This is a genomic window from Georgfuchsia toluolica (assembly GCF_907163265.1).
GTDB classification, from domain to species: Bacteria; Pseudomonadota; Gammaproteobacteria; order Burkholderiales; family Rhodocyclaceae; genus Georgfuchsia; species Georgfuchsia toluolica.
The window spans coordinates 3,027,532-3,046,674 of the sequence record NZ_CAJQUM010000001.1; the positions used below are offsets into that span (position 1 = coordinate 3,027,532).

General features: G+C 59.0%; 34 protein-coding genes. 30 read left to right on the forward strand and 4 right to left on the reverse strand.

The features are described 5' to 3' along the window. The 30 genes from tuf to rplQ all read left to right on the forward strand — a co-directional run bounded on the left by tuf (position 1) and on the right by rplQ (position 15,648). Positions 1-1,191 carry an elongation factor Tu gene (gene tuf, locus K5E80_RS14255; RefSeq protein WP_220636768.1) on the forward strand — a complete coding sequence of 397 codons (1,191 nt, stop codon included), beginning with the start codon at positions 1-3 and terminating at the stop codon, positions 1,189-1,191. Positions 1,192-1,394: 203 nt separating this feature from the next. Then, positions 1,395-1,706: a 30S ribosomal protein S10 gene (rpsJ, locus tag K5E80_RS14260; protein WP_220636780.1), complete on the forward strand. Its 312-nt coding sequence runs from the start codon at positions 1,395-1,397 to the stop codon at positions 1,704-1,706. 86 nt (positions 1,707-1,792) lie between these two features. Next, entirely contained in the window at positions 1,793-2,431 is a 639-nt protein-coding gene (gene rplC, locus K5E80_RS14265) for a 50S ribosomal protein L3 (protein WP_220636781.1), read from the forward strand. A gap of 9 nt (positions 2,432-2,440) precedes the next feature. Continuing rightward, entirely contained in the window at positions 2,441-3,061 is a 621-nt protein-coding gene (gene rplD, locus K5E80_RS14270) for a 50S ribosomal protein L4 (protein ID WP_220636782.1), read from the forward strand. After that, positions 3,058-3,372: a 50S ribosomal protein L23 gene (gene rplW / locus K5E80_RS14275; protein ID WP_220636783.1), complete on the forward strand. Its 315-nt coding sequence runs from the start codon at positions 3,058-3,060 to the stop codon at positions 3,370-3,372. Before rplD ends, rplW begins: the two co-directional genes overlap by 4 nt. Then, the gene (rplB, locus tag K5E80_RS14280; protein ID WP_220636784.1) at positions 3,373-4,206 is read left to right on the forward strand and encodes a 50S ribosomal protein L2; all 834 of its coding nucleotides are present in this window, start codon (positions 3,373-3,375) and stop codon (positions 4,204-4,206) included. A 3-nt stretch (positions 4,207-4,209) separates the two neighbouring features. Beyond that, a complete protein-coding gene (gene rpsS / locus K5E80_RS14285) occupies positions 4,210-4,503 on the forward strand; it encodes a 30S ribosomal protein S19 (RefSeq protein ID WP_220636785.1) in 294 nt (97 codons plus the stop codon). Between the two features lie 2 nt (positions 4,504-4,505). Then, positions 4,506-4,835 (forward strand): 50S ribosomal protein L22, encoded by a 330-nt coding sequence (rplV, locus tag K5E80_RS14290; RefSeq protein ID WP_220636786.1) that lies wholly within the window; start codon positions 4,506-4,508, stop codon positions 4,833-4,835. A gap of 9 nt (positions 4,836-4,844) precedes the next feature. After that, positions 4,845-5,720, forward strand: coding sequence for a 30S ribosomal protein S3 (rpsC, locus tag K5E80_RS14295; protein WP_220636787.1), 876 nt, complete (start codon positions 4,845-4,847; stop codon positions 5,718-5,720). 6 nt (positions 5,721-5,726) lie between these two features. After that, a complete protein-coding gene (gene rplP / locus K5E80_RS14300) occupies positions 5,727-6,140 on the forward strand; it encodes a 50S ribosomal protein L16 (protein ID WP_220636788.1) in 414 nt (137 codons plus the stop codon). Positions 6,141-6,143: 3 nt separating this feature from the next. Beyond that, positions 6,144-6,338, forward strand: coding sequence for a 50S ribosomal protein L29 (gene rpmC, locus K5E80_RS14305; protein WP_220636789.1), 195 nt, complete (start codon positions 6,144-6,146; stop codon positions 6,336-6,338). Continuing rightward, a complete protein-coding gene (gene rpsQ, locus K5E80_RS14310) occupies positions 6,335-6,604 on the forward strand; it encodes a 30S ribosomal protein S17 (RefSeq protein WP_220636790.1) in 270 nt (89 codons plus the stop codon). Before rpmC ends, rpsQ begins: the two co-directional genes overlap by 4 nt. A gap of 212 nt (positions 6,605-6,816) precedes the next feature. Next, positions 6,817-7,185, forward strand: coding sequence for a 50S ribosomal protein L14 (gene rplN / locus K5E80_RS14315; protein ID WP_220636791.1), 369 nt, complete (start codon positions 6,817-6,819; stop codon positions 7,183-7,185). Between the two features lie 11 nt (positions 7,186-7,196). Beyond that, complete coding sequence (rplX, locus tag K5E80_RS14320; protein WP_220636792.1) at positions 7,197-7,514, forward strand: 50S ribosomal protein L24; 318 nt, start codon at positions 7,197-7,199, stop codon at positions 7,512-7,514. Positions 7,515-7,523: 9 nt separating this feature from the next. Next, on the forward strand, positions 7,524-8,063 hold the full coding sequence (gene rplE, locus K5E80_RS14325; protein ID WP_220636793.1) for a 50S ribosomal protein L5: 540 nt from the start codon (positions 7,524-7,526) through the stop codon (positions 8,061-8,063). Between the two features lie 7 nt (positions 8,064-8,070). Further along, on the forward strand, positions 8,071-8,376 hold the full coding sequence (rpsN, locus tag K5E80_RS14330) for a 30S ribosomal protein S14 (protein ID WP_220636794.1): 306 nt from the start codon (positions 8,071-8,073) through the stop codon (positions 8,374-8,376). Positions 8,377-8,389: 13 nt separating this feature from the next. Then, a complete protein-coding gene (gene rpsH / locus K5E80_RS14335; protein ID WP_220636795.1) occupies positions 8,390-8,785 on the forward strand; it encodes a 30S ribosomal protein S8 in 396 nt (131 codons plus the stop codon). 13 nt (positions 8,786-8,798) lie between these two features. Beyond that, on the forward strand, positions 8,799-9,332 hold the full coding sequence (rplF, locus tag K5E80_RS14340; protein ID WP_220636796.1) for a 50S ribosomal protein L6: 534 nt from the start codon (positions 8,799-8,801) through the stop codon (positions 9,330-9,332). A gap of 12 nt (positions 9,333-9,344) precedes the next feature. Beyond that, complete coding sequence (gene rplR, locus K5E80_RS14345; protein ID WP_220636797.1) at positions 9,345-9,698, forward strand: 50S ribosomal protein L18; 354 nt, start codon at positions 9,345-9,347, stop codon at positions 9,696-9,698. 12 nt (positions 9,699-9,710) lie between these two features. Then, positions 9,711-10,238: a 30S ribosomal protein S5 gene (gene rpsE / locus K5E80_RS14350; RefSeq protein WP_220636798.1), complete on the forward strand. Its 528-nt coding sequence runs from the start codon at positions 9,711-9,713 to the stop codon at positions 10,236-10,238. Between the two features lie 3 nt (positions 10,239-10,241). Beyond that, positions 10,242-10,424, forward strand: a complete 183-nt coding sequence (gene rpmD, locus K5E80_RS14355) for a 50S ribosomal protein L30 (protein ID WP_220636799.1) — start codon at positions 10,242-10,244, stop codon at positions 10,422-10,424. A gap of 5 nt (positions 10,425-10,429) precedes the next feature. Then, positions 10,430-10,867: a 50S ribosomal protein L15 gene (rplO, locus tag K5E80_RS14360; protein WP_220636800.1), complete on the forward strand. Its 438-nt coding sequence runs from the start codon at positions 10,430-10,432 to the stop codon at positions 10,865-10,867. Between the two features lie 23 nt (positions 10,868-10,890). After that, entirely contained in the window at positions 10,891-12,207 is a 1,317-nt protein-coding gene (gene secY, locus K5E80_RS14365) for a preprotein translocase subunit SecY (RefSeq protein WP_220636801.1), read from the forward strand. Between the two features lie 12 nt (positions 12,208-12,219). Next, entirely contained in the window at positions 12,220-12,438 is a 219-nt protein-coding gene (gene infA / locus K5E80_RS14370) for a translation initiation factor IF-1 (protein ID WP_220636802.1), read from the forward strand. A 19-nt stretch (positions 12,439-12,457) separates the two neighbouring features. Beyond that, positions 12,458-12,571: a 50S ribosomal protein L36 gene (gene rpmJ / locus K5E80_RS14375; protein WP_220636803.1), complete on the forward strand. Its 114-nt coding sequence runs from the start codon at positions 12,458-12,460 to the stop codon at positions 12,569-12,571. 71 nt (positions 12,572-12,642) lie between these two features. Beyond that, complete coding sequence (rpsM, locus tag K5E80_RS14380; RefSeq protein WP_220636804.1) at positions 12,643-13,008, forward strand: 30S ribosomal protein S13; 366 nt, start codon at positions 12,643-12,645, stop codon at positions 13,006-13,008. A gap of 12 nt (positions 13,009-13,020) precedes the next feature. Further along, entirely contained in the window at positions 13,021-13,413 is a 393-nt protein-coding gene (gene rpsK / locus K5E80_RS14385; protein ID WP_220636805.1) for a 30S ribosomal protein S11, read from the forward strand. Between the two features lie 17 nt (positions 13,414-13,430). Continuing rightward, positions 13,431-14,060 (forward strand): 30S ribosomal protein S4, encoded by a 630-nt coding sequence (gene rpsD, locus K5E80_RS14390; RefSeq protein ID WP_220636806.1) that lies wholly within the window; start codon positions 13,431-13,433, stop codon positions 14,058-14,060. Positions 14,061-14,122: 62 nt separating this feature from the next. After that, entirely contained in the window at positions 14,123-15,106 is a 984-nt protein-coding gene (locus K5E80_RS14395; RefSeq protein ID WP_220636807.1) for a DNA-directed RNA polymerase subunit alpha, read from the forward strand. 158 nt (positions 15,107-15,264) lie between these two features. Continuing rightward, the gene (gene rplQ, locus K5E80_RS14400) at positions 15,265-15,648 is read left to right on the forward strand and encodes a 50S ribosomal protein L17 (protein WP_220636808.1); all 384 of its coding nucleotides are present in this window, start codon (positions 15,265-15,267) and stop codon (positions 15,646-15,648) included. Between the two features lie 51 nt (positions 15,649-15,699). Here rplQ and K5E80_RS14405 read toward each other — a convergent pair whose 3' ends face one another. The 4 genes from K5E80_RS14405 to K5E80_RS14420 are packed head-to-tail and all read right to left on the reverse strand — an operon-like array spanning position 15,700 to position 19,139. Beyond that, entirely contained in the window at positions 15,700-16,197 is a 498-nt protein-coding gene (locus K5E80_RS14405) for a disulfide bond formation protein B (protein ID WP_281420296.1), read from the reverse strand. Continuing rightward, positions 16,194-16,925 (reverse strand): phosphoadenylyl-sulfate reductase, encoded by a 732-nt coding sequence (locus K5E80_RS14410; protein WP_220636810.1) that lies wholly within the window; start codon positions 16,923-16,925, stop codon positions 16,194-16,196. Before K5E80_RS14410 ends, K5E80_RS14405 begins: the two co-directional genes overlap by 4 nt. Before the next feature lie 8 nt (positions 16,926-16,933). Next, entirely contained in the window at positions 16,934-17,452 is a 519-nt protein-coding gene (locus K5E80_RS14415) for a DUF934 domain-containing protein (protein WP_220636811.1), read from the reverse strand. Beyond that, positions 17,445-19,139 (reverse strand): nitrite/sulfite reductase, encoded by a 1,695-nt coding sequence (locus tag K5E80_RS14420; protein ID WP_220636812.1) that lies wholly within the window; start codon positions 19,137-19,139, stop codon positions 17,445-17,447. The genes K5E80_RS14415 and K5E80_RS14420 overlap by 8 nt, the downstream gene beginning before the upstream one ends. Positions 19,140-19,143: the final 4 nt, after the last annotated feature.

The window sequence follows — 19,143 nt, forward strand, 5'->3', positions numbered from 1 at the left end:
ATGGCAAAAGGTAAATTTGAGCGGACGAAGCCGCACGTGAATGTAGGGACGATTGGGCACGTGGATCATGGCAAGACGACATTGACGGCGGCGATAACCTCGGTGCTGTCGGCGAAGTTTGGCGGAGAAGCCAAGGCCTACGACCAGATTGATGCGGCGCCGGAAGAGAAGGCACGCGGCATCACCATCAACACCGCGCACGTCGAGTACGAGACAGCCAACCGGCACTATGCCCACGTTGACTGTCCGGGCCACGCCGACTACATCAAGAACATGATCACCGGCGCGGCGCAGATGGATGGCGCCATTCTGGTGGTATCGGCCGCAGACGGCCCGATGCCGCAGACGCGCGAACACATCCTGCTCGCGCGCCAGGTCGGCGTACCCTACATCGTCGTCTACATGAACAAGTGCGACATGGTGGACGATGCCGAACTGCTCGAACTGGTTGAAATGGAAGTGCGAGAACTGCTCGACAAATACGACTTCCCCGGCGACGCCACCCCCATCATTCACGGCAGCGCCAAGCTGGCCCTCGAAGGCGACAAGGGTGAACTCGGCGAAGGCTCCATCATCAAGCTGGCCGAAGCCCTCGACAGCTACATCCCGGCCCCGAAGCGCGCCATCGACGGCCCCTTCCTGATGCCGGTGGAAGACGTCTTCTCCATCTCCGGTCGCGGCACTGTCGTTACCGGTCGTGTAGAGCGCGGCATCATCAAGGTGGGTGAAGAAATCGAAATCGTAGGCATCAGCGCCACCCAGAAGACCACCTGCACCGGGGTCGAAATGTTCCGGAAGCTGCTCGACCAGGGCCAGGCCGGCGACAACGTTGGCGTCCTGCTGCGCGGCACCAAGCGCGAAGATGTGCAGCGCGGCCAAGTGCTGGCCAAGCCGGGCAGCATCACCCCGCACACCCACTTCACGGCCGAAGTGTATGTGCTGTCGAAAGATGAAGGCGGTCGTCACACCCCGTTCTTCAACGGTTACCGGCCGCAGTTCTACTTCCGCACCACGGACGTGACGGGCAGCATCGAGCTGCCGGCGGGGACGGAAATGGTGATGCCTGGGGATAATGTCTCGATCACGGTCAAGCTGATCGCCCCGATCGCCATGGAAGAAGGGTTGCGCTTCGCCATCCGCGAGGGCGGCCGCACTGTCGGCGCCGGTGTCGTGGCAAAAGTTATTGAATGAGCCGCAGGCTCATTCATTAACTTGCCAACGGCAAAACCAGAACCATCCCGACCCCCTTCCCGAGGAGGGGGAGGCGACTAGCTGGGCCGCTTCGCTCCCGATATGTTTTATGCAAGTAGTTCTTGCAATGCGGCGGAGGCAGTGGCAGAATGCCGCCCTCTCGCAATTTGCGCAGAATTTGCGATCGCTCTTTAAGGATTTTTATGCAAAGCCAAAGAATTCGTATCCGCCTCAAGGCCTTCGACTACAAGCTGATTGACCAGTCGGCGCTTGAGATCGTGGATACCGCCAAGCGCACTGGCGCCGTTGTACGTGGCCCGGTGCCGTTGCCGACGCGTATCGAGCGCTTTGATGTGTTGCGTTCACCGCATGTGAACAAGACCTCGCGCGACCAGTTTGAAATTCGTACCCACCTGCGCCTGATGGACATCATCGACCCCACCGACAAAACCGTCGATGCATTGATGAAGCTTGATCTGCCAGCGGGTGTCGATGTCGAAATCAAGTTGCAGTAATTTTTGTGGCCGCTCGCAAGGGTGGTTGTTGCAGTGAATCGTAGTAAGGGTTTCGGCCAATCGCAGCCGGAGATTTGGAGAATAAAATGAGTCTGGGCCTTGTCGGACGCAAGGTCGGCATGACGCGTATCTTTACCGATGACGGTACTTCCGTCCCGGTTACGGTGCTCGATGTGTCGAACAACCGCGTCACACAAATCAAGACGCCTGATACCGACGGCTATGCCGCCGTACAGGTGACGTTTGGCAAGCGTCGCGCCAGCCGGGTGATCAAATCCGCTGCGGGACACCTCGCCAAGGCCGGCGTCGAAGCCGGAAACATCCTAAAGGAATTTCGCGTCGATGCGGAAAAGCTCGCCGAGTTCAAACCCGGCGATGTGATTTCCGTGTCGATCTTCCAGCCGGGCCAGAAGGTAGATGTCAGTGGCACCTCGATCGGCAAGGGTTTTGCCGGCGCGATCAGGCGTCACAACTTCTCCTCGCAGCGTGCCTCGCACGGCAACTCGGTATCACACAATGCGCCGGGTTCGATCGGCATGGCGCAGGATCCGGGCCGCGTGTTTCCGGGCAAGCGCATGGCGGGTCACCTCGGTGACATGGCCTGTACCACGCAAAACCTCGAAGTCGTGCGCATCGACGAAGCGCGCCAGCTGCTGCTGGTAAGGGGTGCGGTGCCCGGCGCCAAGGGTGGCGACGTGGTCGTTAATCCTGCAGTCAAGGCATAAGGGGCGATCATGGAACTGAAACTCATCAATGATCAAGGCCAGGAAGCTGCCAAGTTCAGCGCCTCGGATGCCCTGTTTGGCCGCGACTACAACGAGGCGCTGATCCATCAGATTGTTGTCGCCTACCAGGCCAACGCTCGCTCCGGCAATCGCAAGCAGAAAGATCGCGAAGAAGTTCATCACAGCACGAAGAAGCCGTTCCGCCAAAAAGGTACCGGACGCGCCCGTGCCGGCATGACCTCCAGCCCGCTGTGGCGTGGCGGTGGACGCATTTTCCCGAATTCGCCGGAAGAAAATTTCACGCAAAAAGTTAACCGCAAGATGTTTCGTGCCGGCCTCGCTGCGATTCTGTCGCAACTGGCCCGCGAAGATCGTCTCGCCGTGATCGAGACTTTTGCCGTGGATGCACCCAAGACGAAACTGGTGGCGAGCAAGCTCAAGGGCATGGGGCTCGATTCCGTGCTCGTCATCACCGACAGCATCGATGAAAACCTGCAACTGGCCGCGCGCAACCTGCCCAACCTGCTGGTGCTCGAGGCACAGTATGCCGATCCGGTATCGCTGATCCGTTTTCCCAAGGTGCTGGTGACCAAGGGCGCCATGGCCAAGATCGAGGAGATGCTGGCATGAGCAAGAATTTCAATCAGGAGCGTTTGCTCCAGGTGCTGGTCGCGCCGCAAATCTCGGAAAAGGCGACTTACCTTGCCGACAAGAACGAGCAGGTTGTGTTTATTGTCACGCCCGATGCCACCAAGCCCGAGATCAAGGCGGCCGTCGAACTGCTGTTCAAGGTCGAGGTCAAGTCGGTCCAGGTGGCCAACCTCAAGGGCAAGAAAAAGCGCTTTGGCCGCTTCATGGGCAGTCGCAGCGATGTCAGGAAGGCATTCGTCTGCCTCAAACCCGGACAGGAAATCAACTTTACCGAAGGGGGGGCTGCGTAAATGGCACTGGTCAAACTCAAGCCCACTTCGCCCGGTCGTCGCGGCGTCGTCAGGGTCGTCAACGCGCATTTGCACAAGGGTCGTCCGCACGATGCGCTGACCGAATCGCAGATCAGCAAGGCCGGGCGCAACACGCACGGCCACATCACGACGCGGCACAAGGGTGGCGGCCACAAGCAGCAGTATCGCGTGGTCGACTTCCGTCGCGACAAGGATGGCATTGCGGCGAAGGTGGAACGTCTCGAATACGATCCGAATCGCAGCGCCCATATTGCCCTGTTGCTTTATGCCGACGGCGAGCGCCGTTACATCATTGCGACCAAGGGCATGATGGTTGGACAGGAAGTGATCAGCGGCGCGGAAGCCCCGATCAAGCCCGGCAATACGCTGCCGATCCGCAATATCCCGGTCGGCACCACGATTCACTGCGTCGAAATGACAGCGGGCAAGGGCGCGCAACTGGCGCGCTCGGCCGGCACCTCCGTGCAGCTGCTGGCGCGTGAAGGCACTTACGCCCAGATCCGCCTGCGCTCAGGTGAAATCCGCCGTATTCATGTTGAATGCCGCGCGACGATTGGTGAAGTCGGCAACGAAGAAAACAACCTGCGCAAGATCGGCAAGGCGGGCGCAAACCGTTGGCGCGGTATCCGTCCGACGGTGCGTGGCGTCGTCATGAACCCGGTTGATCACCCGCATGGCGGCGGCGAAGGCAAGACTGGCGAGGGCCGTGTGCCGGTCAGCCCATGGGGCCAGCCGACCAAGGGTTATCGCACCCGTAACAACAAGCGCACGGACGGCATGATCGTCCAGCGCAGGCCGAAAGGTAAGAGGTAAGCCATGGCACGTTCCATTAAAAAGGGCCCGTTCGTCGACGATCATCTGGTCAAGAAGGTCGAAGCCTCGCGCGGCAGCAACGACAAGCGTCCGATCAAGACCTGGTCGCGTCGTTCCACGATCCTGCCCGATTTCGTCGGCCTCACGATCGCCGTGCATAACGGCAAGCAGCATATCCCGATCTACGTGTCGGAAAACATGGTGGGCCACAAGCTCGGCGAATTTGCGCTGACGCGCACCTTCAAGGGCCATACCGGTGGCAAGAAAGCCGCTGCCGGTCCGGCCAAGAAAGGATGACCATGGAAACCAAAGCAATTTTGCGCGGCGTTCGTCTGTCGGATCAAAAGGGCCGCCAGGTGGCGGATCAGATTCGCGGCAAGCCGGTGGATCAGGCGCTCAACATCCTGGCCTTCAGCCCGAAGAAGGGCGCCACTATCCTGAAAAAAGTGCTCGAATCGGCCATCGCAAATGCCGAGCACAACGATGGCGCCGACATCGACACGCTCAAGGTCAAGACCATCTACGTCGAGAAGGGGCCGGTACTCAAGCGCTTCACCGCGCGCGCCAAGGGCCGTGGCAATCGCATTGTCAAGCCCACCTGCCACATCTTCGTGACTGTCGGGGATTAAGGAGAAAGTATGGGACAGAAGATTCATCCGACCGGTTTCCGCCTCGCCGTCTCGCGTGACTGGACGTCGCGCTGGTATGCCACCAGCAAGAACTTCCCGAAGATGCTGAAGGAAGACATCGAAGTTCGCGATTACCTGAAGAAGAAGCTGGCGCATGCCTCCGTCGGCCGCGTCGTCATCGAGCGCCCGGCGAAGAATGCCCGCGTTACCGTGTTTAGTGCCCGCCCCGGCGTCGTCATCGGCAAGAAGGGCGAGGACATTGAGGCGCTCAAGGCCGAACTGCAGAAACGCATGGGCGTGCCGGTACATGTCAACATCGAGGAAATCCGCAAGCCGGAGCTCGATGCGCAACTGATCGCCGATTCGATTGCCCAGCAACTCGAAAAACGCATCATGTTTCGTCGCGCCATGAAACGCGCCATGCAGAACGCCATGCGCCTCGGCGCCCAAGGTATCAAGATCATGAGCGCGGGCCGCCTGAACGGTGCCGAAATCGCGCGTACCGAGTGGTATCGCGAAGGCCGCGTGCCGCTGCATACGCTGCGTGCCGATATCGATTACGGTACTGCGGAAGCCAAGACTACCTACGGCATCATCGGTATCAAGGTGTGGGTGTTCAAGGGTGAAGCGGTAGGCAAGGGAGAATTGCCGACGCTGGCGCAAGAACAAGCCGAGGAACCCGCCAAAAAAATACGCAAACCTTCACGTCCGGCCAAGGCCGAGGCGGGAGATGATGCCAAACCCGCGCCCGCCGCAACCAAGCGCGCCGCCGTTAAGCCCGATACTGATAAACCCGGCGATGCAGTCAAGGCCGCTGTCAAGCGCGTGCGCAAGGCTGCGCCGAAAACCGAAGACACGACGGGCACCAAGGAAGGTAAGGAGTAATCAGCAATGCTGCAACCTGCACGCAGAAAATATCGCAAGGAACAGAAGGGCCGCAATACCGGTCTCGCCACGCGCGGCGCCAAGGTTAGTTTCGGCGAATACGGTCTCAAAGCCATCGTTCGCGGCCGCCTGACCGCACGCCAGATCGAAGCGGCACGTCGCGCCATGACACGGCATATCAAGCGTGGCGGCCGCATCTGGATCCGCATTTTTCCGGACAAGCCGATTTCCAAGAAGCCGGCTGAAGTCCGGATGGGTAACGGCAAGGGCAACCCCGAGTATTGGGTCGCCGAGATTCAGCCGGGCAAAGTGCTCTATGAAATGGATGGCGTCGATGAAGCGCTGGCACGCGAGGCGTTTCGCCTTGCCGCCGCCAAGCTTCCCTTGGCGACCACCTTCGTTACACGCCATTTGGGGTAAGACATGAAAGCCAGTGAACTCAGGCAGAAAAACGGCGCCGAGCTGGAAAAAGAGTTGCTCGACCTGCGGCGCGCGCAGTTTTCCCTGCGCATGCAAATCGCGACCCAGCAGCTCACCAACACCAGTCAGCTTGGCAAGGTACGCAAGGACATTGCGCGCGTGAAAACCCTTCAGCGTGAAAAGGCAGCGGCGAAATGAGCGAGACCAAGACAGTAGTACACCGCACGTTGCAAGGCCGTGTGGTCAGCGACAAGATGAACAAGACCGTGACGGTGCTGGTCGAGCGTCGCGTCAAGCATCCCCTGATCGGCAAGGTGCTGACCCGTTCGCGCAAGTACCACGCTCATGTGGAAGGCATGGAGGCGCATGATGGCGACCTGGTGCAGATCGAGGAAACCGCGCCGATTTCCAAGACCAAGGCGTGGCGGGTGACGCGCGTGATCGAGAAGTCGCGCGCAGTCTGAATGCTACGGTAGTACGCCAGTACAATTTATTTTATGAATTGTGTTGACGTAAAAAGGGGCACAAAGTAGTATTCGCCCCCTTGCTCGCGCCAGAGCCGCCGTGTTCAAGCAGTGGCTTGGCGAACGACCTAAAGGATCCCCGATCCGATGGGTTCCAAGACTGACCGCTGTCGCGTGTCGACGTGTAAGCGGATTAAGTTGGAGAAATTACGATGATTCAAATGCAATCGATCCTCGACGTGGCCGACAATACCGGCGCGCGTTCGGTGATGTGTATCAAGGTGATGGGCGGCTCCAAGCGCCGTTATGCCGGCATTGGCGACGTCATCAAGGTCAGCATCAGGGATGCCGCTCCGCGCGGTCGCGTCAAGAAGGGCGAAGTTTATAGCGCCGTAGTGGTCCGCACCGCGAAGGGCGTGCGTCGCCCCGACGGTTCGCTGGTCAAGTTCGACGGCAATGCCGCCGTTCTGCTCAACAACAAGATGGAGCCTATCGGCACCCGCATCTTCGGCCCGGTCACGCGCGAGTTGCGCACCGAGCGCTTCATGAAGATCGTGTCGCTTGCTCCCGAAGTTCTCTGAGGATTCGGCTCATGAACAAGATTCGCAAGGGTGACGGCGTGATCGTTGTTGCCGGCAAGGACAAGGGCAAGCGCGGCTCCGTGCTGTCTTGGTTCGACGATCAGCACGTGATGGTCGAAGGTGTCAACCGGGTCAAGAAACATACCCGCCCGAATCCGATGAAGGGACAACCCGGCGGCATCATCGAAAAAGAAATGCCGATCCAGATTTCCAATGTGGCGCTGTTCAATCCAGTCACCCAGAAGGCGGACCGCGTCGGTTTCAAGACGCTCGAAGACGGTCGCAAGGTTCGGGTGTTCAAATCGAACGGCGAAAACGTCGACGCGTAAGGAACCGATATGGCGCGCTTGCAAAGTTTCTACAAAGAATCCGTGATGCCCGAACTGCAAAAAAAGTTCGGTTACAAATCTGTCATGGAAGTCCCCCGCATCACCAAGATTACCCTCAACATGGGGGTCGGCGAAGCGGTTGGCGACAAGAAGATTCTCGAACACGCGGTTGGTGACATGACCAAGATTGCCGGCCAAAAGCCCGTTGTCACCAAGGCACGCAAGGCGATTGCCGGATTCAAGATTCGGGAAAACTATCCGATCGGCTGCATGGTCACGCTGCGCGGCTGCCAGATGTATGAATTCCTTGATCGCCTGGTGACCGTTGCACTGCCACGCGTGCGCGACTTCCGCGGCATCTCGGGCAAAGGCTTTGACGGTCGCGGCAACTACAACCTCGGCGTCAAGGAACAGATCATCTTCCCCGAAATCGAATACGACAAGATCGACGCGCTACGTGGCATGAACATCAGTATCACGACGACGGCAAAGACCGATGGGGAAGCCAAGGCGCTCCTCACCGCTTTCAAATTCCCCTTCAAGAACTGAGGGAACCATGGCGAAAATGGCAATCAAGAATCGCGAAGACAAGCGCACCAAGACGGTGGCGAAGTATGCTACCAAGCGTGCCGCGCTCTTCGCCATCATCAACAATGTAAAGCTGTCGGACGAAGAACGTTTCGAGGCGCGCCTCAAGCTGCAGGCGCTGCCGCGCGACGCGAGCCCGACCCGTCAGCGCAATCGTTGCGCCTTGACCGGGCGTCCGCGCGGCGTGTTCCGCAAGTTCGGTCTATGCCGTTTGAAACTGCGCGAAAGCGCCATGCGCGGCGAAGTGCCGGGCATGACCAAGGCCAGTTGGTAAGGGGGACGACGATATGAGTATGAGCGATCCTATTGCTGACATGCTGACCCGCATCCGCAACGCACAGATGGTCGAAAAGGCCTCGGTGACGATGCCGTCCTCCAAGCTCAAGGTGTCGATTGCTGAAGTGCTGAAGGATGAGGGTTATATCGGCGACTATGTCGTGCGAGAGAACGGTGGCAAGGCCCAGCTCGACATCGCGCTGAAGTATTACGCCGGTCGTCCCGTCATCGCCCGCATCGAGCGTATTTCGACTCCGGGTCTGCGCGTCTATAAAGGCAAGGATGACCTGCCGCGCGTGTTGAATGGCCTCGGCGTCGCCATCGTTTCCACGCCGAAGGGCGTCATGACCGACCGCAAGGCGCGCGCCAGCAATGTTGGCGGCGAAGTCCTTTGCGTGGTCGCCTGAGGAGAACAACGCGATGTCACGTGTAGCCAAATATCCGGTCGACGTTCCCAAGGGTGTGGACGTCACGTTGAGTTCGAGCGAAATCAGCATCAAGGGTCCGCTTGGCACCATGAAGCAATTCGTTCTGCCCTCGGTCAAGATCGAGCGCGAAGGCGACCAGCTGCTGTGCAAGGCCGTGGCCGGTGCGCCGAATGCAGGCGCCATGTCCGGCACCATGCGTGCGCTGGTGAACAATATGGTCAGCGGCGTCACCAAGGGTTTCGAGAAGAAGCTGACGCTGGTCGGCGTGGGTTACCGTGCCCAGGCTCAGGGCGACAAACTCAACCTGACGCTGGGTTTCTCCCACCCCGTGGTGCACATGATGCCCGCAGGGGTGAAGGTGGAAACCCCAACGCAGACTGAAATCGTGATCAAGGGGATCGACCGTCAACAGGTCGGTCAGGTAGCCGCTGAAGTTCGCGCCTATCGCGCGCCGGAACCCTACAAGGGCAAGGGCGTGCGCTATTCAGACGAAACGGTGGTGATCAAGGAAACCAAGAAGAAGTAAGGGCGCGAAATCATGGACAAGAACCAGACTCGTTTGCGCAGGGCGCGTAAAACCCGCGCCAGGATCGCCGAGCAGAAGCGTGTGCGTCTTGCGGTGCATCGCACCAACAGCCACATCTACGCACAGATTTTTTCCAGCTGCGGTACCCAGGTGCTGGCGGCGGCCTCGACGGCTGAAGCAGACGTGAAGAAGCAGGTACCAAACGGCGGCAACGTTGAGGCGGCCAAGGTGGTCGGTAAATTGATTGCCGAGCGCGCCAAGGCCAAGGGCATCGACGATGTAGCTTTCGATCGCTCGGGCTTCCATTTTCACGGCCGCGTCAAAGCGCTGGCCGAAGCGGCCCGCGAGAGCGGCCTCAAGTTTTAGGCGGAGACCAAGATGGCTAAACCGCAAGGCAGAAAGCAGCAACAGGCACAGGACAAACCCGATGACGGCTTGCGCGAGAAGATGGTCTCCATCAATCGCGTCACCAAGGTAGTGAAGGGTGGCCGGATTCTCGGCTTCGCCGCGCTGACCGTGGTGGGCGATGGTGATGGTGCCGTTGGCATGGGCAAGGGCAAGTCGCGCGAGGTTCCGGTTGCCGTGCAAAAGGCGATGGATGAAGCTCGCCGTAAGATGAACAAGGTCAGCCTCAAGGACGGCACGCTGCACCATACGATCACCGGCAAGCATGGTTCGACCCGGGTGCTGATGCAGCCCGCTGCGCCTGGTACCGGCGTGATCGCCGGCGGCGCCATGCGTGCGGTATTCGAAGTCATGGGCGTGACCGATGTCGTGGCGAAAGCCATCGGCCCAACCAATCCCTATAACGTCGTGCGCGCCACCATCAAGGGTCTGCTCGCGACCAGCACGCCAGCCGAAATTGCGGCCAAGCGTGGCAAGACCGTTCAGGAAATTCTGGAGTAAGTCATGGCCGACAAAAAAATCAGGGTGACGCTGGTCAAGGGTGTCATCGGCACCAAGCAGGATCATCGCGCCACCGTGCGCGGCCTCGGTCTGCGTCGCATCCGCCATACCGTTGAACTGGAAGATACGCCGGCGGTACGCGGCATGATCAACAAGGTCGCCTATCTGGTGAAGGTCGAGGGTTAAGAATCATGGAATTGAACAATCTCAAACCGGGTACCGGTGCCAGGCACACCAAACGCCGCGTTGGTCGCGGTATTGGTAGTGGCCTTGGCAAGACGGCAGGGCGTGGCCACAAGGGACAAAAGTCTCGTGCCGGCGGCTTTCATAAGGTTGGTTTTGAAGGCGGCCAGATGCCGTTGCAGCGCCGCTTGCCGAAGCGCGGCTTTGTCTCGCTGACGGCGGCGCGTAACGTCGAGGTGCGTCTTTCCGAACTGGCCAAGCTGCCGGTGGATGAAATCGACCTGCTGGCGCTGAAACAGGCTGGCGTGGTGCCGGGCGGGGCGTTGTCGGTCAAGGTAATTCTTTCCGGCGAGCTGACGCGCAAGGTAACGCTGAAGGGTGTCGGTGCGACCAAGGGCGCCAAGGCGGCAATCGAAGCAGCCGGTGGCTCGGTGGCTGCCGAGTAATCGATCACAGAAGACCGGGAATTATGTCCACTACCGCAAAACCAACAGGCAAGTTCGGCGATCTCTGGCGCCGGCTGTGGTTTCTGCTGGGCGCACTGGTCGTGTTTCGTATCGGTGCGCACATTCCGGTACCTGGCATCGATCCGATGCGTCTGGCCGAATTATTCCAGTCGAATAAGGGCGGCATTCTCGGCATCTTCAATCTTTTCTCCGGCGGTGCGTTGTCGCGTTTCACGATCTTTGCGCTGGGCATCATGCCCTACATCTCGTCGTCGATCATCATGCAGCTGATGTCGATCGCCGTGCCTTCCCTCGAGGCGCTCAAAAAAGAGGGCGAAGCCGGCAGGCGCAAGATCACGCAATACACCCGTTACGGCACCGTCGGTCTGGCCCTGTTCCAGGCGTCAGGTATCGCGATAATGCTTGAATCCCAGCCGGGTTTGGTGCTCGATCCGGGCATGGTGTTCCGTCTTACTACCGTAGCGACATTGGTGACGGGCACGCTCTTCCTGATGTGGCTTGGTGAACAGATTACCGAAAGAGGTCTCGGCAACGGCATTTCCATCATCATTTTCGCCGGCATTGCGGCGGGCCTACCGAGTGCACTGGGTGGCCTGCTTTCGCTGGTAAATACTGGCGCCATGCATCCCGTCGTGGCCTTGATTATCTGCCTGCTGGTGGCCTTGGTCACTGCGTTTGTGGTGTTTGTCGAACGCGGTCAGCGCAAGATTCTGGTTAACTACGCCAAGCGACAGGTCGGCAACAAGGTCTACGGCGGGCAGAGTTCCCACTTGCCGCTCAAGCTCAATATGTCGGGCGTGATCCCGCCGATTTTTGCCTCCTCGATCATTCTTTTCCCTGCTACCGTCGCTCAGTGGTTTGGATCGTCCGACAAGGTCTATTGGCTCAAGGATTTCGCGGCCAAACTGTCACCCGGCCAGCCGATTTACGTCATGCTTTACGCGACGGCCATCGTGTTCTTCTGTTTCTTTTATACAGCGTTGGTTTTCAACTCGAAAGAGACCGCGGACAACCTGAAAAAGAGCGGCGCTTTTGTGCCGGGCATTCGCCCTGGCGAACAGACCTCGCGTTACATTGATAAAATATTGATGCGCCTGACCTTGGTCGGCGCCGCGTACGTCACCATTGTTTGCCTGATTCCTGAATTTCTGGTTCTCAAGTTCAATGTGCCGTTCTACTTCGGCGGCACGAGCCTGTTGATCATTGTCGTGGTTACCATGGATTTTATGTCGCAGGTGCAAGCCTACGTCATGTCGCATCAGTATGAGAGCCTGCTGAAGAAGGCGAATTTCAAGGGATCGGGTTTGCCGATTCGTTGAGCTTGAATTTTTATGGCGAAGGAAGACGTTATCGAGATGCTGGGAGAGGTGGTGGAAAACCTCCCCAACGCGACGTTTCGCGTCAAGCTCGAAAACGGGCATGTAGTATTGGGACACATCTCGGGAAAGATGCGCATGCATTACATCCGCATCCTGCCGGGAGACAAGGTTACCGTGCAACTGACGCCTTACGACCTGACCAAGGGCCGTATCGTGTTTCGCGCCAAGTAGTTATTTCCGGAGATTCATCATGAAAGTATTAGCTTCGGTCAAGTGCATCTGCCGCAATTGCAAAATCATCCGCCGTAAGGGTGTGGTTCGGGTCATCTGTACTGATCCGCGTCACAAACAACGGCAGGGTTGATCAAGCATCCCGCGTCGGATATAATTTCCAGTTCTCCGAATTTCGGCGACAAATAAGTACAAGGTAAGAACATGGCCCGTATTGCAGGCGTCAATATACCGAACCACCAGCACACCGAGATTGCGCTGACCGCGATCTACGGCATCGGCCGCGCGCGCGCGCAGAAAATTTGCGACGCGGTTGGCGTCAAACGCTCGGTCAAGGTCAAGGATCTCACCGACAGCCAGCTGGATAAGCTGCGCGAAGAGGTGGGCAAGGTTACCGTCGAAGGCGATCTTCGTCGTGAAGTCACCATGAGCATCAAGCGCCTCATGGATCTCGGCTGCTATCGTGGCGTGCGCCACCGTCGCGGCCTGCCGGTGCGTGGGCAGCGCACCCGTACCAACGCCCGCACGCGCAAGGGACCGCGCAAGGCAATCGCCGCGGCGAAGAAATAACTAGGAATCGATATGGCGAAGACCGCTACTACTAAAGTTCGCAAAAAGGTCAAGAAGAACGTGGCCGAGGGCATCGCCCACGTGCATGCCTCGTTCAACAACACCATCATCACCATCACCGACCGCCAGGGTAACGCGTTGTCGTGGGCCACGTCCGGCGGCGCCGGCTTCAAGGGTTCGCGCAAGAGCACCCCGTTCGCGGCGCAGGTGGCGGCCGAGGCAGCCGGCAAGGCCGCCCAGGAATGCGGCGTCAAGAATCTCGAAGTACGCATCAAAGGCCCCGGCCCCGGCCGCGAGTCCGCAGTCCGTGCGCTCAACGCACTCGGCATGAAGATCACCAGCATCACCGACATCACCCCGATTCCTCACAACGGTTGCCGGCCACCCAAGCGCCGTCGCATCTAAGGTACAAGGAGTAAATAGTGGCCCGTAATCTTGATGCCAAGTGCCGCCAGTGCCGTCGCGAAGGCGAGAAGCTCTTCCTCAAGGGAGAAAAGTGCTTCACCGACAAGTGCGCCGTCGAACGGCGCGCCTATGCACCCGGCCAGCATGGCCAGAAATCCGGCCAGCGCCTCTCCGGCTATGGCCAGCAGTTGCGTGAGAAACAGAAGATCCGCCGCATCTATGGCGTCCTCGAGCGCCAGTTCCGCAAGACTTTTGCCCAGGCCGAAAGCCAGAAAGGCCAGACTGGCGAGAACCTGCTCAAGCTGCTCGAATGCCGTCTGGATGCCGTCGCCTATCGTATGGGTTTCGGCGCCTCGCGTGCCGAGGCACGCCAGATCGTTCGTCATAACGGCGTTCTGGTCAATGGCAAACGCACCAATATTCCATCTTACAGTGTAAGACCGGGCGATGTGGTGCAGCTAACCGAAAATGCCAAGACCCAGCTGCGCACCAAAGGTGCGCTCGAAGCTGCCGAATCGCGCAACTTCCCGCAGTGGATCGAAGTCGATGCCAAGGCTGGCAAGGGCGTCTTCAAGGCCTACCCGGCTCGTGAAGACCTGCCACCTTCGATCAACGAAGGCCTCGTGGTCGAACTGTATTCGCGCTAACCCCAAGCCCTGCGCCCGGCTGATCCGGGCCGCAGGGTGCTTTTCTTTTTGAAGGAATGCAGATGCAAAGCAATGCACTTCTGAAACCGCGCATCATCGATGTCCAGACCCTGTCGCCGGTTCACGCGCGCGTCGTTATGGAACCATTCGAGCGCGGCTATGGCCACACTCTCGGCAATTCCCTGCGCCGCATCCTGCTGTCGTCGATGCCGGGTACCGCGCCGACCGAGGTGTCGATCGCCGGTGTCCTGCACGAATACTCGACGGTCGATGGCGTGCGCGAAGATGTAGTTGACATCCTGCTCAACCTCAAGGGCGTCGTTCTCAAGATGCATAACCGGGCGGAAGCCACGCTGACGCTATCCAAGAGCGGTGAAGGTGTCGTTACCGCTGCCGACATCGAGGCTACGCACGATGTCGAAATCATCAACCCCGACCATGTCATTGCGCATGTCGCTCCCGGCGGCAAGCTGGAAATGCAGATCAAGGTTGAAACCGGTCGCGGTTATGTGCCGGCCAACGTGCGCGCCAGCAAAGATGAAGAAGGCAAGACCATCGGCCGCATCCTGATGGATGCATCGTTCAGTCCGGTACGTCGCGTCAGTTATCAGGTTGAATCGGCCCGTGTTGAACAGCGCACCGACCTCGACAAGCTGATCATCGATCTGGAAACCAACGGCGCCATTGATCCGGAAGAAGCGATTCGCTATTCCGCCCGTGTGCTAATGGATCAACTCTCGGTGTTTGCCGACCTTGAAGACACCAGCGTTGCGCCGGTGGAGCAGAAGCAGATGCCGGTGGCGCCGGAACTGCTGCGTCCAGTCGACGACCTTGAACTTACCGTGCGTTCGGCCAACTGCCTCAAGGCCGAGAACATCTATTACATCGGCGACCTGATCCAGCGCACGGAAACCGAGTTGTTGAAGACTCCGAATCTGGGTCGCAAGTCGCTCAACGAGATCAAGGAAGTCCTTGCCTCGCGCGGCCTCAGTCTGGGAATGAAGCTGGAAAACTGGCCTCCCGCCGGACTGGAGAAATTAGGATAAGAACTGCAGCCAATTTCAGCGAAGACTAATCTTTAGGTTAGTCGGAGCTAAAACAGGCCCCCTGCGGAGCTGAGAAAATTGGGATAACTCCCGCTCTTAAATAACGATTAACGGATCGTTTGCAGCGCGCGGCGATCCGACAAACGAGAGGTAACATCATGCGTCACGGTAACGGATTAAGAAAACTCAACCGCACTTCGTCGCATCGCCTAGCGATGCTGCGCAACATGGCGAACTCCCTGCTGCGCCACGAGGTCATCAAGACCACGCTGCCCAAGGCCAAGGAACTGCGCCGCGTGGTCGAACCGCTGATCACGCTCGGCAAGACGCCGAATCTGGCCAACCGCCGCCTCGCCTTCGATCGCCTGCGCGACCGCGAAATCGTGGTCAAACTATTCGACGAACTGGGACCGCGCTACACCTCGCGCAATGGCGGCTACCTGCGTATCCTGAAAATGGGGTTCCGCGTCGGTGACAATGCGCCCATGGCGTATGTGGAATTGATGGACAGGCCTGAAGGCGAAGCAGTCAGCGCCGAATAGGCGTTTTCGACACTACGATCAAGGCCGGGCTAACTGTCCGGCCTTGATCGTTTACGGTCTCGGACGGGAAAACAGCGCCAGCATGCCGAGGACGAACAGTCCGCAAAAGGCCAGCAACGACAATTCCGGTATGGACAGTCCGAACAGGGACCACGTATCGTCAGAGCATAATCCCTCGGCCTTGAACAGTATCGGCAGCGATTGCCCGGCCTGCTCGACCATGCGCTCCCACCAAGCCGCGCCGTCGCCGCAGGTGGCGGCAAAGGGATGGTGCTGTAAATAGATTTGGTAGCCCGCGATTGCCGCGCCACTTGCGGCGAGGATCGCGGCTGATAACGCCACAACGATGCGGACGGCATGGTACGGCACAAACACCAGCCCGAAAGTCGATACCAGCGCAATAGCGAGATAAAGCATCCGCTGCAGAATGCAGAGCGGGCAGGCGGCAACGTTATAAAACACCGTAAGTACGACACCGGCGCCGATCAGCGCAATCGGGCATGCCATGCCTAGCGCAAATAATGCGCGCGTCGGGAATTGCAACCTCACGCCGCGTTAACCGCTACTGGAATCACATGGATGCCGCATTCCTTGCCGGACGGGTCTTCCCACCACCAACGGCCGGAGCGCACATGCTCACCCGGCGCGACCGCGCGGGTACAGGGCGCGCAACCGATGCTCGGGTAACCTTTGTCATGTAGCCGGCTGTAGGGGACGTCGCGCGTCTTGACGTAGGTCCATACCTCGGCTTCGGTCCAGCCCACGAGCGGATTGAACTTTTCAAGGCCATTGGCCGCATCGTAGAACTGCACCGGTAATTCCGTACGCGTCTCCGATTGTTCGGCGCGCATGCCGGTGATCCAGGCTTTCTTGCCAGCCAAGGCACGCTTCAGCGGTTCGACCTTGCGCGCATGGCAGCAGGCCTTGCGCAGTTCCACCGACTCGTAGAAGGCGTTAATGCCGTGCTCGCGCACGTACGATTCGACCAGGTCGTGGCGCGGAAAAAATATTTTCAGCGTCAGGCCGTAGTGGCGCTTCAGGCGCTGCATCAGATCGTAGGTTTCAGCCGGCAGGCGACCGGTATCGAGCGAGAATATCTCGATCGGCAGCTTGTTGCGCATGATGATGTCGGTGAGCACCATGCCTTCGACGCCCATGCCGGCGGCGAGCGTGGCCGGCGCATAGTCGGACGCGATCGTAGTCAGCAGCGTGGTGACTGCCTCGGCCTGACGATCTACGGTCGCCAGCAGTTCTATGTCGTCAAGGTCAATATTCATTTTGGCCCTCAGTTTGTGGCAATGCGCTGAACACGCCGAAACAGCGGTTGCGTCTCGTCGGTCGAATTCTGATAGGTCACGCTAAAGTCATTGAGCGCATTGAGCGCATCCCGGATCGAGCGGTCGGAACGCACGGCAAAGGCATTGAAGCCGACCCGCGTCAGGTAGAACATCTGGTCACGCAACACATCGCCGATGGCGCGCAATTCGCCGCGGTAGCCGTAGCGGCTGCGCAACAGCGCTGCGCTGGAATAGCCGCGCCCGTTGGAAAACTTCGGGAAATCGATAGCAATGAGTGTAAAGTGCGACAGATCGTTGGCGATCAGTTCCGGCCCTTCGTCGTTGGCGAGCCAGATGCCTAATGCATCGCGTTTGGACAATTCCTGGCGGCGCGCTTGCCACACGGCCAAGGGCACGATCAGTTTGCCCGTGGGCAAGGCAATGTCCGCGGTGGCTTGGCCTTCGCCCAAACGCATCAGGCACCAATCGTCAGCAACGATAGTGCGATCCTTGATTATCTCAGCCATTGGCGACCTTCCTCTCACCGCGCAGGCCGCGCGTACGCTCGCCATAGACGGCTGTCTGGAACGGCTCGATGCCGAGGCGCTCGACCACATCGATAAACAGTTCTTCATCGCGACGCTGGGCAACGTACACCGCAATCAACTTTTCAATCACGTCCGGCACTTCAGCCGCGGCGAAAGATGGCCCGATCACCTTACCCAGCGCGGCTGCCAAACCTTGCCGGCCGCCGATCGAAATCTGGTACCACTCCGAGTCGTGCTTGTCGACGCCAAGGATGCCGATGTGGCCGACATGATGATGGCCGCAGGAATTCATGCAGCCCGAAATATTGATCTCGATGTCACCGATGTCATGCTGGTAGTCGAGGTCTTCGAAGCGTTCCTGGATGGCATTGGCGATCGGAATCGACTTGGCGTTGGCGAGATCGCAGAAATCGCCGCCGGGGCAGCAGATGATGTCGGTGATCAGCCCGATGTTCGGCGTGGCGAGGCCTGCGCCACGCGCCTTTTGCCATAGCTCGAACAGATCGGACAGGGCAACGTCGGAAAGCACCAGATTCTGCTCGTGCGTGACGCGCAGTTCGCCGAAACTGTAGCGCTCGGCGAGGTCGGCGATGAAATCCATCTGGTCCGACGTGCAGTCGCCCGGCGCCACTCCAGGTTTCTTCAGCGACAGCGTGACGGCAGCATAACCCGGCACGCGGTGCGCGCGTACATTGCGCTCGACCCATTTGGCGAAAGGAATGCTGTTGCGCCTGCTGGCTTCGTAGCCGGCGTTAATTGGTGGCAGCGTGCGATAGTCGGGCGACTTGAAATGGGCGGCAACCCGGGCGTATTCGGCTTGCGTAATCGTGGATGGGCCATCCTTGAGATGAACCCACTCCTCCTCAACCTGTTGCGCGAACTTTTCGGGCCCGGTGGCGTTCACCAGTATCTTGATGCGCGCTTTGAATGGATTGTCGCGCCGGCCGTAGCGGTTATAGACACGCAGGATCGCTTCGCAATAGCTGAGGATATGCTGCCAGGGCAGGAATTCGCGGATTACCTTGCCGATCACTGGAGTGCGGCCCATGCCACCGCCGACAATCACGCGAAAGCCGATCTCGCCCTGGTCGTTCTTGAGCACATGCAGGCCGATGTCGTGCAGATAGGTGACGGCGCGGTCCTCCACGGTGCCGCTCACCGCGATCTTGAACTTACGCGGCAGATAGGCGAACTCGGGATGGAAGGTGCTCCACTGACGCAGAATTTCGCACAGGGGGCGCGGGTCGGCGATCTCGTCGGGGGCGATGCCGGCGAACGCATCGGTGGTGATGTTGCGAATGCAATTGCCGCTAGTCTGTATCCCGTGCATCTCGACTTCAGCCAATTCTTCGAGAATATCCGGCACGCGCGGTAGTTCCGGCCAGTTCAGTTGCAGATTCTGCCGCGTGGTGAAGTGGCCGTAGCCGCGGTCATATTTACGCGCGACATGCGCCAGACGGCGCAACTGTTTGCTGCAAAGCAGCCCGTAGGGCACGGCAATGCGCAGCATCGGCGCGTACCGTTGGATATAGAGCCCGTTCTGCACGCGCAGATAACGGAACTCGTCTTTGGTCAATTCTCCGGCAAGATAGCGCCGAGTCTGGTCGCGAAACTGTGCGACGCGTTCGCGAACAATTTTCCGGTCATATTCATCGTACTGATACATGCAA

Coding starts and splice junctions, on each gene's coding strand:
- tuf (WP_220636768.1), top strand. CDS start 1: ATGGCAAAAGGTAAATTTGAGCGGACGAAGCCGCACGTGAATGTAGGG.
- rpsJ (WP_220636780.1), top strand. CDS start 1,395: ATGCAAAGCCAAAGAATTCGTATCCGCCTCAAGGCCTTCGACTACAAG.
- rplC (WP_220636781.1), top strand. CDS start 1,793: ATGAGTCTGGGCCTTGTCGGACGCAAGGTCGGCATGACGCGTATCTTT.
- rplD (WP_220636782.1), top strand. CDS start 2,441: ATGGAACTGAAACTCATCAATGATCAAGGCCAGGAAGCTGCCAAGTTC.
- rplW (WP_220636783.1), top strand. CDS start 3,058: ATGAGCAAGAATTTCAATCAGGAGCGTTTGCTCCAGGTGCTGGTCGCG.
- rplB (WP_220636784.1), top strand. CDS start 3,373: ATGGCACTGGTCAAACTCAAGCCCACTTCGCCCGGTCGTCGCGGCGTC.
- rpsS (WP_220636785.1), top strand. CDS start 4,210: ATGGCACGTTCCATTAAAAAGGGCCCGTTCGTCGACGATCATCTGGTC.
- rplV (WP_220636786.1), top strand. CDS start 4,506: ATGGAAACCAAAGCAATTTTGCGCGGCGTTCGTCTGTCGGATCAAAAG.
- rpsC (WP_220636787.1), top strand. CDS start 4,845: ATGGGACAGAAGATTCATCCGACCGGTTTCCGCCTCGCCGTCTCGCGT.
- rplP (WP_220636788.1), top strand. CDS start 5,727: ATGCTGCAACCTGCACGCAGAAAATATCGCAAGGAACAGAAGGGCCGC.
- rpmC (WP_220636789.1), top strand. CDS start 6,144: ATGAAAGCCAGTGAACTCAGGCAGAAAAACGGCGCCGAGCTGGAAAAA.
- rpsQ (WP_220636790.1), top strand. CDS start 6,335: ATGAGCGAGACCAAGACAGTAGTACACCGCACGTTGCAAGGCCGTGTG.
- rplN (WP_220636791.1), top strand. CDS start 6,817: ATGATTCAAATGCAATCGATCCTCGACGTGGCCGACAATACCGGCGCG.
- rplX (WP_220636792.1), top strand. CDS start 7,197: ATGAACAAGATTCGCAAGGGTGACGGCGTGATCGTTGTTGCCGGCAAG.
- rplE (WP_220636793.1), top strand. CDS start 7,524: ATGGCGCGCTTGCAAAGTTTCTACAAAGAATCCGTGATGCCCGAACTG.
- rpsN (WP_220636794.1), top strand. CDS start 8,071: ATGGCGAAAATGGCAATCAAGAATCGCGAAGACAAGCGCACCAAGACG.
- rpsH (WP_220636795.1), top strand. CDS start 8,390: ATGAGTATGAGCGATCCTATTGCTGACATGCTGACCCGCATCCGCAAC.
- rplF (WP_220636796.1), top strand. CDS start 8,799: ATGTCACGTGTAGCCAAATATCCGGTCGACGTTCCCAAGGGTGTGGAC.
- rplR (WP_220636797.1), top strand. CDS start 9,345: ATGGACAAGAACCAGACTCGTTTGCGCAGGGCGCGTAAAACCCGCGCC.
- rpsE (WP_220636798.1), top strand. CDS start 9,711: ATGGCTAAACCGCAAGGCAGAAAGCAGCAACAGGCACAGGACAAACCC.
- rpmD (WP_220636799.1), top strand. CDS start 10,242: ATGGCCGACAAAAAAATCAGGGTGACGCTGGTCAAGGGTGTCATCGGC.
- rplO (WP_220636800.1), top strand. CDS start 10,430: ATGGAATTGAACAATCTCAAACCGGGTACCGGTGCCAGGCACACCAAA.
- secY (WP_220636801.1), top strand. CDS start 10,891: ATGTCCACTACCGCAAAACCAACAGGCAAGTTCGGCGATCTCTGGCGC.
- infA (WP_220636802.1), top strand. CDS start 12,220: ATGGCGAAGGAAGACGTTATCGAGATGCTGGGAGAGGTGGTGGAAAAC.
- rpmJ (WP_220636803.1), top strand. CDS start 12,458: ATGAAAGTATTAGCTTCGGTCAAGTGCATCTGCCGCAATTGCAAAATC.
- rpsM (WP_220636804.1), top strand. CDS start 12,643: ATGGCCCGTATTGCAGGCGTCAATATACCGAACCACCAGCACACCGAG.
- rpsK (WP_220636805.1), top strand. CDS start 13,021: ATGGCGAAGACCGCTACTACTAAAGTTCGCAAAAAGGTCAAGAAGAAC.
- K5E80_RS14395 (WP_220636807.1), top strand. CDS start 14,123: ATGCAAAGCAATGCACTTCTGAAACCGCGCATCATCGATGTCCAGACC.
- rplQ (WP_220636808.1), top strand. CDS start 15,265: ATGCGTCACGGTAACGGATTAAGAAAACTCAACCGCACTTCGTCGCAT.
- K5E80_RS14410 (WP_220636810.1), bottom strand. CDS start 16,925: ATGAATATTGACCTTGACGACATAGAACTGCTGGCGACCGTAGATCGT.
- K5E80_RS14415 (WP_220636811.1), bottom strand. CDS start 17,452: ATGGCTGAGATAATCAAGGATCGCACTATCGTTGCTGACGATTGGTGC.
- K5E80_RS14420 (WP_220636812.1), bottom strand. CDS start 19,139: ATGTATCAGTACGATGAATATGACCGGAAAATTGTTCGCGAACGCGTC.